The following is an 11,928-nucleotide window of genomic DNA, read 5'->3' as shown; positions in this document are numbered from 1 at the left end:
AGAACAAAACAAGAATATAGAACAAAGCCAGATCAAACGAGCGATCCGGCCGATTGCTCAGCCCAGGCCGAGCTTCTTGAAGGCGCGCGAGATGTAGGAGCCCTTGTTCTCCTCGGGCTCGACGCCGCCCGACTTCACGAGATTGTAGGCGTCCTTGTACCACTTGCTGTCGGGGAAATTGTGCCCGAGCACGGCCGCCGCGGTCTGGGCCTCGCCGACGATGCCGATCGTCATGTAGGCCTCGGTCAGGCGATACAGCGCTTCCTCGACGTGCCGCGTGGTCTGATACTGCGTCACCACCGCCTTGAAGCGGTTGATGGCGGCCGTGTAGTCGCGCTTCTGCATGTAATAGCGGCCGACATCCATTTCCTTGCCGGCGAGCTGGTCGCGGGCGCCCTCCATCTTGGCCTTGGCATTGGTGGCGTATTCGGAGGTCGGATATTTACGCACCACCTCTTCGAGGGAGGCGATGGCCTTCTCGGTCCGGCCCTGGTCGCGGCTGATGTCCGGGATCTGGTCGTAATGCGAGGCAGCAATCAGGTATTGCGCATAGGCCGCGTCCGGGCTGCCCGGGTGCAGGGTAACGTAGCGGGTGGCGGCGCCGATGCAGCCATCGTAGTCGCCGGCCTGATAGGAGGCGTAGGCCGACATCAGCAGCGATTTGCGGGCCCAGTCGGAATAAGGATGCTGGCGGTCGACCTCCTCGAACTTCTTGGTCGCGCCTTTGACGTCCTTCTTCTCGTTCATCAGGTACAAGCCCTCATTGTAGAGCTTGTCCGCGGGCTCATCGACGAAGGTGTCGTCCTTGGCGAGGAACTTGTCCCAGAGTCCGCCGGTGCCGCAGCCGCTCAACGGCAGCGCCAGCAGGATCAGCGACGCGGCGAGCCGGAGCCGGCCGATGCTTGCTGCGGGATGACGGAGGTCGCGCGTGAGACGCTGTATCGACATGCTTCTTTGGAACCCGATGCCTGTGATCTGATCTACGCCGTGCACCATGAAGGTCGCTTCATGACCGCGAAGGAAGAGCCCCGCCAGTGGCACGCATCACGCGGCCCCGGCCTCTCTAGCCGAAAACACTTCATCAACCAACCGCATAGGAAGCCAATCCGCCCGGATTAAGGCAACACCGAGGCTGCCGCCGCGCATCATGGTTACCGCTGAAGAAGCCGTTGGAAAACATCGAAATGCCGATGATCCAGCCACGGAGAAGACGTGGCCAGTAACAAACATTGACAAAAAAGCAGCCGGAAAAAACCGAACGAAGTCGAAAGCAAAGCTCCCGGCAATGCCGCGCGTCGCGCAACCCCGTCGACGGATCAGCCGAGCGGCAGGACGGCGCTCAGGACACGTCCGGGCCGTAGGCCGGCGCAACCATGCCACCGACCATGCCGCCAACGACCTCCGCGGCCACGCGGGGACGCCGCACGGTCTCGCCTTCGACGATCCGCCAAGCCGTGCGATCCGCCATCAGAGCAGTCAGCACCGCATGGTTGAGCTTGTGACCACCACGGACCGAACGATAGGTTCCGAGCATCGGCAGGCCGGCCAGCGCCAGATCGCCGATCGCATCCAGCACCTTGTGGCGGGCGCATTCGTCGGCGTAGCGCAGACCTTCGGGATTGAGCAGGCGGTCCTCGTCGAACACAAGCGTGTTGTCGAAGGACGAACCGAGCGCGAAGCCGGCGCTCCACAGTCGCGACACGTCGCTCATGCAGCCGAAGGTGCGGGCGCGGGCGATCTCGCGGCGGAAGCGCTCGGGGCTGAGCTCGAAATGATAGGCTTGGCGGCCGATCACGGGGTTGGTGAAATCGATTTCGGCTTCGACCCAGAAGCCGGAGCTGTTTGGACGCAGCTCGCCCGTGGAGGCGCCGATGGTCACCTGGACCGGCTTGAGCACCTGAATGTAGCGCCGCGGAGCCGACTGATTGACGATCCCGGCCTGGTCGATGGCAGCGACGAACGGTGCCGCACTGCCATCCATGATCGGAACCTCGGGACCATCGACCTCGATCAGCGCATTGTCGACACCCATGCCGCGCAGCGCGGCGAGAACATGCTCGGCGGTGGACACCAGCGGACCGTTGCGGTCACCGAGCACCGTCGCCAACTCGGTGGCGATCACCGAGCCGAAGGACGCCTGGACCTCGCGGTCGGCGCCATCGAGGCCGGTGCGGAGGAACACGATCCCCGCATCGATCGGCGCAGGCCCGATCGTCAGGCTGACAGGCGCGCCAGAGTGGACGCCTACACCGGTGACGGTGGCTTGCGAACGAAGCGTTGTTTGCCGGCTGAATTTCATCGACGATCGCCCAAGACCCCGCCTGATCCCCTCGTCAGCCCGCCCCTCGCGAACCGACTCACTTTCAGGCATCCCCAAGTCACGGCAGAACTTAACGAGAGCCCCAAAGAGCGCCAACTCACGCTTCTTTACGGATTGTTACCCCATCTCTGCCGTATTCGCGCCAACCCTTAACCAAACTGGAACGAGGCCTTAACCCTCCCGGTTCCCGATCTAAACACCGAAAGAATAATTAATCATTTAAAATCAGTTAGTTGAACGGCAATCACGGAGCCCCGGCGGCCCATGGAAAAGGCCCGGCTCTCGCGAGCCGGGCCTGTTCAGCACCATCAGGGCTGTAACAATTCTCAGGTTGCCTGCCGGCGGAGGAAGGCCGGGATATCCAAATGGTCGTCTCCCTGTGGCGCCGGGGACACAGGCGCAGGACGGCCATGGACGTCCAGACCCTGCGGCGCGGGACGGCGGGCATATTCCGAGACAGGCGATTCGTGGCTCGCAACCTGCTGAGCAACGTTCCGCTGCGACTTACGTTCCGGCAGGGGCGGCATCTGCGGCATGGCAGGACCCGCGGTCCGCACCGGCAGCGGCGGCTCGGCGTCCTCGTCCCGGCGGCCGAGACCGACATTGGCGAGACGCTGCAGCAGCGACATTCGGGTCTTCTGCGGATGCTCGTCGCCCTCGTCGCCCCTCGCCTGACGGATCTCGGCCTGGGCCGGCATCGGCAGGTCCTCGAACTTGGGCATGCGCGGCGCGCGGACCGGAACCCGCTCAGCGGCCTGGGGAATGAAGGTCTCGGGCGGGGCCGCCGGCTCGATCGGAGCCGCGCGCTGCGCCTCGGGCTCCGGGAACAGGGACGGCTTCTGCGCAATCGGGCGGACCGTCACGTCGCCATAAGAGGCTGCCGGCGCCGGGGCAGCCGAGGGCGCGGGCTCGCTTGCCATTGCGGCGGCAACGGCGGCCAGCGTGTCGCGCTCGAGATTCGGCGCCGGACGCGGCGCAGGCGCCATCGGCGCGGGCGCCGCGGCGGCGACGGCCGGAGCCTGCGACGCCTGCTGCTCGAGCTTGGCGGCGCGTTCAGCCAGGCGCTGATTGTCGGCGCGCAGGCGCGCAGTCAGATCGGCGAGGCGGCTTTCAGGGAGACCCGCGGCAGCGGTCGGGGCGGCGGCAATCGGAGCGACAGCCGCCGCCGGCTGTGAGGTCGTGACGTTCCGGTTGAACTGCGCCTGCTCGATGCCGGTCGCGACCACCGAGACCCGAATCAGCCCGTCGAGCGATTCGTCGAAGGTGGCGCCGACGATGATGTTGGCGTCCTGGTCGACCTCCTCGCGGATACGGGTCGCAGCTTCGTCGACCTCGAACAGCGTGAGATCCTTGCCGCCGGTGATCGAGATCAGGAGGCCGCGCGCGCCCTTCATCGACGAATCGTCGATCAGCGGGTTGGCGATGGCGGCTTCGGCGGCAGTGAGCGCGCGCTTGTCGCCGGAGGCTTCGCCGGTGCCCATCATCGCCTTGCCCATCTCACGCATAACAGCGCGGACGTCGGCGAAGTCGAGGTTGATCAGGCCTTCCTTGACCATCAGGTCGGTGATGCAGGCGACGCCGGAATAGAGCACCTGGTCGGCCATCGCGAAGGCGTCGGCGAAGGTGGTCTTCTCGTTGGCGACCCGGAACAGGTTCTGGTTCGGGATGATCAGCAGCGTGTCGACGACCTTGTGCAGCTCGGAGATGCCCGACTCCGCGGTGCGCATGCGGCGCGCGCCCTCGAAGTGGAACGGCTTGGTGACGACGCCCACGGTGAGAATGTTCATCTCGCGCGCGGTCTTGGCAATGACCGGAGCTGCACCGGTGCCCGTTCCGCCACCCATGCCGGCGGTCACGAACACCATGTTGGCGCCCGAGAGATGATCGCGGATCTCGTCGATCACCTCCTGCGCGGCGGCGGCGCCGACGTCCGGCTGCGAGCCGGCGCCGAGGCCTTGGGTCACCTGCGTGCCCATCTGGATGATGCGCTGAGCCTTGGACATGGTCAGCGCCTGCGCGTCGGTATTGGCGACCACGAAGTCCACCCCCTGCAGGCCGGCCGTGATCATGTTGTTGACGGCGTTGCCGCCCGCGCCACCGACACCGAACACGGTGATCCGGGGCTTCAGCTCGTGGATATCAGGAGGGGTAATAGTGAGTGCCATGATTGCCTCTCGATCACGCGCGGGTGGGTTCGCCCCGGCCGCCGGCCGCGGTTGGTGTTGTTGAAAATCGCATGGGGTGGAAACCGGTCATCAGAAGCCCTCGCGTAGCCATCGTCCGACCTTTCCGAAGTAGCCGTCGGTTCCTGTCCCGACCTGCCGCGTATGCCGCGGTTCGACGTGTTCCAGGTGCGCGTATTGCGGATAGACCAGAAGCCCGGTGGGCACCGCGAAGGCGGCGTTCTTGGCCTCGTTGGGGAGACGGCCGAAACCGAGCGGACGGCCGACGCGCACCGGGCGGTCGAGGATCCGGGTCGCAAGCTCGACCAGCCCCGTCAGCTGGGAGGCGCCTCCGCTAAGGACGACGCGCGCCTTGGGTTCTGCCGCAAAGGGCGAATCCTTCAGCCGGTCGCGGACCATTTCAAAAATCTCCTCTGCGCGGTGCCTGACGATGTTCGCGATGGTGGCGCGGGACACGATCTGCGGAACATCCCGCTCGTTGTCACCGGCCGTCGGAACAGACATCAACTCACGCGCGTCGGACCCGCCAGTCAGCACCGTGCCATATAACGTCTTGATTCGCTCGGCATCTGCAATGCACGCTGATAGTCCGCGCGCAAGATCCATGGTCACGTGATGCCCGCCGAGCGCAAAACCGGAGGCATGGACGAAGCGGCCGCCGGAATAGATCGCGATCGTCGTGGTGCCGGCCCCCATTTCGACCACCGCCGCGCCGAGATCGGCCTCGTCGTCGGTCAGCACCGACAACCCGGCAACATACGGGCTTGCCGCCATGGCCTCGACGTTGAGATGGCAACGCTCCACCACGAGCATCAGGTTCTTGGCCACGGTGGCGTCGGTCGTGACCACGTTCATGTCGACGCCGAACTGCCGCGCCAGCATGCCGCGGGGGTCGCGGATGCCCTTCACGCCATCGAGCGTGTAGCCGACGGGCAAGGCATGCAGCACCGCGCGCCCGTCGCCGGTGGCGTGGTGCATGCCGGTTGAGGTCACGCGGCTGACATCGGCCTGGGTCACGGCGCCGCCGCGAATGTCCGAGGTGGCCTCGATCAGATGGCCCATGACGCGGCCGCCGGCGACCGGCAGCAGCACGGACTCGACCCGCACCTTGGCCATGCGCTCGGCCAGCGCGACCGCCTGCCGCACGGCCTGCTCGCATTCGACGGGATCGACGACGGCGCCGGCCTTGACGCCGCGCGACTGGATCTGGCTGTAGCCGATCAGCTCGACCGTGTGGGTGCGGCCGCGCAGCGCGTCGCTGGGCGGCGCCGGCTTCAGCCGCGCGATCATGCAGGCGATCTTGCTGGTGCCGACATCGAGAGAGGCCACAAGCGCGGTGCGCTTCTGGCCCATCGGGCGCGTCTTCGGAGTCTGGCGATCGAAGCCGGTCATGCGTCACCGGCCTTCTTCTTGGACTTCTTGTCCTTGAACAGCTCGTCGTGCGCCTTCGCTGCGTCCTCGGACAGTTGCACCGTCAGCCGGTCCGACAGCCGCAAGTCGATGGCGACGATGTCGCGCGAGAACAGCTTGTCGTCCTGGTCGAGCTGGGTCAGGGTCGCGAGCGCATTACCGACATCGTGCTCGGGCAGGCGAATATCGAGGCCGTCCTTGGTCCGCAGGTTCCAGCGACGCTCGCCGACGAACACGGCGGCCTTGGTGACCGCGCGCACCTGCGGGTAGCGGGCGAGCAGCGCCAGGAAATCACGCGCCCGGCTTTCGGCTCCCTTGCCGACCACGAGCGGCAGGGTCAGGAAACGGCGCGAGACATATTGCTCGAGCACGGCGCCGTCATCGGCGATGACCGAGAGGCGGCCCTCCTGCTGCCAGAGCGCGAACGCCTTGCGCTCGACGACGTCGATCTGGAGCTGGTTCGGAAAGAACTTCTGCACCGTGGCGTCGGCGATCCAGGGGTTGGCCTTGAGCCTGTCGCGCACCGCGGCGGCATCGAGGAACAGCAACGAGGAGCGGCCGGTGACGCCGCCGACGGCGAGGATCTCGTCCTGGGTGAGCTGCTTGCGGCCATTGATCGCCACGGCCGTGATGCGGAAGCCGGCCGCATTGGCCAGGGCATTGCGGGTGTCGGACAGGGCCGCGCTGACGTCCTGGGCGTGGCCGCCCTTGACGATGCCGAGCCAGACGCTGCCGAACAAGAGCACCACGGTCGCCACGGTGCCGAGCCGGCGCGGCAGATAGCGCTCGACGAGCTCGACCACGCGCGGCGGCGCCTCGCGCTCGACCATCGGCGCGCGCGCGGCCTGCATCGACGCCAGATCTCTTCGGCTCGACCGCCTGCCTTGCTTCGTGCCGCCGTGCGCGAAGCGGATACGCGGAAGGCGGGCCGAGACATACTCGCGCAGCAGGATTGCCGCGCCAAGGGCAGCGGCTTTCAGGTTCGCTTGAGGCCTCTGCGATCGAGCGAGGCGTCCTGCACCATCCATTGCACGAGCTCATCAAACTGTTGCGCCCGCAGATACTCGCGGACCCACGCCTGCGCTCCCGGCCGGCCGGACGCTGGTGACGTCGCGATGCGTGACGTCACGACCCGGCAGCCGAGCACCACTGAGGCGCCAGCGTTAACCTTCGGACGTCCTGGTAAACAAAAAGTAAAATCGGTCCGGAGAGACGAATTTTTTCTCCGATTTATGAGGACCTTGCCCGGAATTCTTAAGCATTTTACGGGTTACAGGAACCACCGGGAGACGCCGGGCCGGGTTCCTGCGGGGCGTCTACCGAACGCCGGATCGACGGCTGCGCCCCTCCGCCAAGGCGATCTGCTGATTGAGGAAATCGACAAAAGCGATCCCCTGCGCCGCGAGCGCCTTGGGATACAGCGAGGCCGCGGTCAGCCCGGGCAGCGTATTGGTCTCGAGATAAACGGGACCATTGGCCGAGACGATGAAGTCGGTCCGCGAATAGCCGCCGCAGGACAGCGCGCGATGCGCCTTGATCGCCTCCGTCTGCAGCGCGGCCGTCACCTCCGGACTGAAGCGGCCGGGACAGATCTCCTTCGTCGCCGCGGCGAGGTACTTCGCGAAATAGTTGAAGGCGCCGTCGGCGGGGAGGATCTCGATCGGCGGCAGCGCGATCAGCGAGCCGTCTACCTGTTCGAGCACGCCGCAGGTGGCTTCCGTTCCGGTGACGAACGGCTCGATCAGATACTCCTCGGTCGCGGCCGCCGCTTTGACGGCAACGAGGTCCTGGCTGGCGTTGACGAAGATCAGCCCAAAACTCGATCCGTCCTTCACCGGCTTGGCGATCAGCCGGCCGTAGCGCGCCAGCGCCGCTTCGGCGTCATCGAACGCGACGCCCTCGGCCGCTGTGACCCCGCCGAGCACGGCGAAGCGCTTGGCGGCAACCTTGTCGAAGGCGAGGTGCGAGGCGGCCGAGCTCGAGCCGGTGAACGGCACGCCGCGAAGCTCGCACATCAGTTGAAGCTCGCCATTCTCCGCCCGGCCGCCGTGGAGACCGAGCACCAGAACCCGATCCTCGGCCCTGGCGCGATCGAGCGCCTCGGCGAGCGTCCCGATACTCTCACCATCGGCGGTGAACGGCTCCTCGAACGGCTTGGCATGAGCCGTGAGCGCCGGGCCGCTCGCCTGATGCACCGTGTCGTCGGCCTCCCAGAACCAGAGGTCAGCCTCGGGCAGCGCGGCATGCAGCGCTTTGGCGCTGGCGACCGAGACGAGGCGCTCCTTGTTGGAGCCGCCGAACAAAATCGTGGTGCGCATCAATGTCTTCTCGGTTGATCTCACAACCGCAGTCGCGATTGCGCTGACGTCACTTGAGCAGGCGGGGCGATCAGCTCGCCTTGACTCCGATCCGCTTGATCTCCCACTGCAACTCGATGCCCGATTTCGCCTTGACCCGCTCGCGCACGGTCTCGCCGAGAGTCTCGATGTCGTCAGCGGTGGCGTTGCCGGTGTTGATCAGGAAGTTGCAGTGCATTTCTGAAACCTGGGCGCCGCCGACCTTGAGACCGCGGCAGCCTGCGGCATCGACCAGCTTCCAGGCGGAATGTCCCGGCGGATTCTTGAAGGTCGAGCCGCCGGTCTTCTCGCGGATCGGCTGCGCCGTCTCACGATGCGCCTGCACCTCGGCCATGCGCGCCCGGATCGCCTCCGGCGCCGACGGCGTGCCGCGGAAGCGCGCTACCGTGAAGATCAGCGACGGATCGACGCCGCTCGCGCGATAGGTGAACTTCATCTCGGCATTGTCGAAGCGGTGCGTCTTGCCATGGCGGTCAATCGCGATCGCCTCGACCAGGATGTCCTTTGTCTCGCCGCCATTGGCGCCGGCATTCATCCGCAGCGCGCCGCCGATCGTGCCGGGAATACCGAACAGGAATTCCAGGCCCGCGAGATTGGCCGACGCCGCGATCTCGGCGACGCGCTTGTCGAGCGCGGCGGTGCCGGCGGTCACGATGTCGCCCTCCGCCTTGACCTCGCCGAACGCGCGCGGCGCCAGCCGGATCACGACGCCCGGCACGCCGCCGTCGCGCACGATCAGGTTGGAGCCGACGCCGATGACGTAGAGCGGCAGATCACTGGACAGGTTCTTGAGGAAGTAGGCGAGGTCGTCAGCATCCGCCGGCGTGAACAGCACCTGCGCCGGTCCGCCGACGCGAAACCAGGTGAGAGGCGCGAGACTCTCGTTGGCGAGGAGCCGCCCGCGCAGCTCCGGCATTGCGGCTTTGAGCTCGGGCGTAATGTCGGGGAAACTCACGCGGCTGCTCTCACATCGTGCGCCGACATCGTCAGGGTCGGCACGCACTCTCCGTTCCCTCCCCCCTTGTGGGGGAGGGTCAGGGAGGGGGGTGAGCCCCAGGCGCCGGCGCTCGTGGTCCCCCCCTCTCCACCTCTCCCCCACAAGGGGGGAGAGAGCAGAGTATGCCGCGTAGCTGCCAGCTCGCCCAACGACACAGCCCTCATCCCAGCGCCTTCAACTCACCGGGCAGCGCGTAGGCCCATTGCGTGATGTTGCCGGCACCGAGGCACACGACCAGGTCACCGGGCTTGGCGAGACCCTTGACGATGCCGGCGAGATCGGCGGCCTTCGGCAGCGGCACCACGTCGCGATGGCCGTGGGCGCGCAGGCCCAGAACGAAGTGATCGCGATCGATGCCCTCGATCGGCGCCTCGCCGGCCGGATAGACGTCGGCAACGACGACCGCATCGGCGTCGTTGAAGCAGGTGCAGAACTCCTCGAACAGCGATTGCAGCCGGGTGTAGCGATGCGGCTGCACCACGGCGAAGACCTTGCCATTGGTGGATTCGCGCGCCGCCTTCAGTACCGCCGCGATCTCGACCGGATGGTGACCGTAGTCATCGATCACGGTGACGCCATTCCACTCGCCGGTGCGGGTGAAGCGGCGCTTGACGCCGCCGAAGCCGGCAATCGCCTTGCGGATGGCCTCGTCGGACAGGCCGAGCTCGCGCGCGACCGCGATCGCCGCCGTTGCGTTCGAGGCATTGTGCCGGCCTGGCATCGGCAGCGCGATGGCGGCAATCTCGTGCGTCTCACCGCTCTTGCGGTCGCGGAACACGACCTTGAACGACGAGCCGCCGCCCATCGGCGCGAGGTCGACAAGGCGGACATCGGCTTGCGGGTTCACACCGTAGGTGATGATGCGGCGGTCCTCGATCTTTCCGACCAGCGTTTGCACCACCGGATGATCGATGCACATCACGGCGAAGCCGTAGAACGGCACGTTCTCGACGAAGGCGCGGAAGGCGTCCTGCACGGCCTCGAAGGTCTTGAAGTGATCGAGATGCTCGGGATCGACATTGGTGACGATCGCGACATCCGCCGGCAGCTTCAGGAAGGTGCCGTCGCTCTCGTCGGCCTCGACCACCATCCATTCGCCGGCGCCAAGCCGCGCGTTGGTGCCATAGGCATTGATGATGCCGCCATTGATGACGGTCGGATCGAGCCCGCCGGCATCGAGCAGCGCCGCGACCATCGATGTCGTCGTGGTCTTGCCATGGGTGCCGGCGATGGCGACGCAGCTCTTCAGCCGCATCAGCTCGGCCAGCATCTCGGCACGCCGGACGACGGGAATGCGCTGGGCGCGCGCCGCCATCAGCTCGGGATTGTCGCGCTTGATGGCGGTCGAGACGACGACGACGTCGGCACCCGCGACGTTCTCGGCCTTGTGGCCGACGCTGACGGTGATGCCCTTCTCGCGCAGGCGTGCGACGTTCGCATTGTCCGAGGCGTCCGAGCCCTGCACGGTATAGCCGAGATTGCACAGCACCTCGGCGATGCCGCTCATGCCGATGCCGCCGATCCCGACGAAGTGGATGGGTCCGATCTCGCGCGGCAGTCTCATGGGGGCATCTCGTCTCAAGGGTTCCGGGCGCCCGGCGGGAGGGGAGCGGCCGCGAATCATCAGCCCTTCTTGCAAGACATGACCGACCTGGACAAGTGCGGCCAGGCCGTAAGAACTGCCAAATTCGCAGCCGTTCGCCCGATTTTGGCCGATTTTGGCAGCCCAGCCGGCGCGATCGGCCAGGAGTTCCCGCTCGATCCCACCTTTCACAAATTGTTAAGCGCGATCCCACGCTGCCCCCTCCCAACAGGATACCTGCAATTTTTGCGCGCTCACCGCGTCAGTTCGCGTGGCATGAGTAGCGGGCGGCCGGCGTGCCGGGCACGCATATTTCAATCTTTGATGGAGAACCCTCGCCGATGTGCTCGCTGTGTGAAACGCACCCTCCCGTATTGTCCCGGCGCCGGCTGCTCGGCGGCGGCGCAGTGCTGGCTGCCGCGGCGGTCGGCGCACTTCCGGCGTTTGCCAAAGAAGCCAAGCAGGCGAGCGACAGCGCGATGCCCCCCAACGCCATCTCTCCGGACGACGCGATGAAGCGCATCGTCGATGGCAACGCGCGCTACGTCGCCGGCAACCTCGACAACAAGGATTTCTCGGCCGGCCGGGCAGCGCGCGCCGCGGCCCAATACCCGATCGCCGCGATCGTGAGCTGCGCCGATGCCCGGGTCGCCCCCGAGCTGGTGTTCGATCAAGCGCCCGGTGAGCTGTTCGTGGTCCGGGTCGCCGGCAATTTCGTCAACGACGACGGTCTCGCCAGCCTCGAATATGGCGTCAAGTTCCTCGGCACGCCTCTCGTGTTGGTGCTCGGTCACAGCGGCTGCGGCGCCATCGATGCGACGATCAAGGTACTCAAGGACGGCACCAAGCTGCCAGGCCACCTGCCCGCACTGATCAATGCGCTCAAACCCGGCGTCGAGGCTGCGATCGCGAAGAAGCCGCAGGATCTGCTGGCCGAAGCCACCGCGGAGAACGTGCGCAGCAACGTCCGGCGCCTGTCGACCGCCAAGCCGATTGTCGGCCGCATGGTCGCCGAAGGAAAGGTGAAGATCGTGGGCGGCATCTATGACATCGGCACCGGCCGGGTCACGATGATCTGA

General features: G+C 66.3%; 9 protein-coding genes. 1 reads left to right on the top strand and 8 read right to left on the bottom strand.

Going from position 1 to position 11,928, the window contains the following annotated elements:
* Positions 1-57: 57 nt before the first annotated feature.
* From ACQR13_RS28725 to murC, 8 genes are all read right to left on the bottom strand, one after another.
* Entirely contained in the window at positions 58-948 is an 891-nt protein-coding gene (locus ACQR13_RS28725; protein WP_315713426.1) for an outer membrane protein assembly factor BamD, read from the bottom strand.
* A gap of 391 nt (positions 949-1,339) precedes the next feature.
* A complete protein-coding gene (gene lpxC / locus ACQR13_RS28720; RefSeq protein ID WP_315713427.1) occupies positions 1,340-2,299 on the bottom strand; it encodes a UDP-3-O-acyl-N-acetylglucosamine deacetylase in 960 nt (319 codons plus the stop codon).
* 347 nt (positions 2,300-2,646) lie between these two features.
* Positions 2,647-4,485, bottom strand: coding sequence for a cell division protein FtsZ (gene ftsZ / locus ACQR13_RS28715; RefSeq protein ID WP_316226152.1), 1,839 nt, complete (start codon positions 4,483-4,485; stop codon positions 2,647-2,649).
* A gap of 90 nt (positions 4,486-4,575) precedes the next feature.
* Entirely contained in the window at positions 4,576-5,895 is a 1,320-nt protein-coding gene (gene ftsA / locus ACQR13_RS28710) for a cell division protein FtsA (protein WP_315713429.1), read from the bottom strand.
* The gene (locus ACQR13_RS28705; RefSeq protein ID WP_315713430.1) at positions 5,892-6,941 is read right to left on the bottom strand and encodes a cell division protein FtsQ/DivIB; all 1,050 of its coding nucleotides are present in this window, start codon (positions 6,939-6,941) and stop codon (positions 5,892-5,894) included. The genes ftsA and ACQR13_RS28705 overlap by 4 nt, the downstream gene beginning before the upstream one ends.
* A gap of 288 nt (positions 6,942-7,229) precedes the next feature.
* Positions 7,230-8,231, bottom strand: a complete 1,002-nt coding sequence (locus tag ACQR13_RS28700; RefSeq protein WP_315752434.1) for a D-alanine--D-alanine ligase family protein — start codon at positions 8,229-8,231, stop codon at positions 7,230-7,232.
* A gap of 70 nt (positions 8,232-8,301) precedes the next feature.
* A complete protein-coding gene (gene murB / locus ACQR13_RS28695; RefSeq protein ID WP_315752433.1) occupies positions 8,302-9,225 on the bottom strand; it encodes a UDP-N-acetylmuramate dehydrogenase in 924 nt (307 codons plus the stop codon).
* A 202-nt stretch (positions 9,226-9,427) separates the two neighbouring features.
* A complete protein-coding gene (murC, locus tag ACQR13_RS28690; RefSeq protein WP_434841423.1) occupies positions 9,428-10,831 on the bottom strand; it encodes a UDP-N-acetylmuramate--L-alanine ligase in 1,404 nt (467 codons plus the stop codon).
* 359 nt (positions 10,832-11,190) lie between these two features.
* On the opposite strand from murC, the gene ACQR13_RS28685 reads away from it, so the two are divergent.
* Positions 11,191-11,928: a carbonic anhydrase gene (locus ACQR13_RS28685; RefSeq protein ID WP_315769162.1), complete on the top strand. Its 738-nt coding sequence runs from the start codon at positions 11,191-11,193 to the stop codon at positions 11,926-11,928.

The sequence above is a fragment of the Bradyrhizobium sp. HKCCYLRH3059 genome (genome assembly GCF_051168035.1).
Taxonomy (GTDB): domain Bacteria; phylum Pseudomonadota; class Alphaproteobacteria; order Rhizobiales; family Xanthobacteraceae; genus Bradyrhizobium.
Note: the sequence above shows the minus strand (reverse complement) of the source record. Positions and strands in the feature narration are given on the sequence as shown.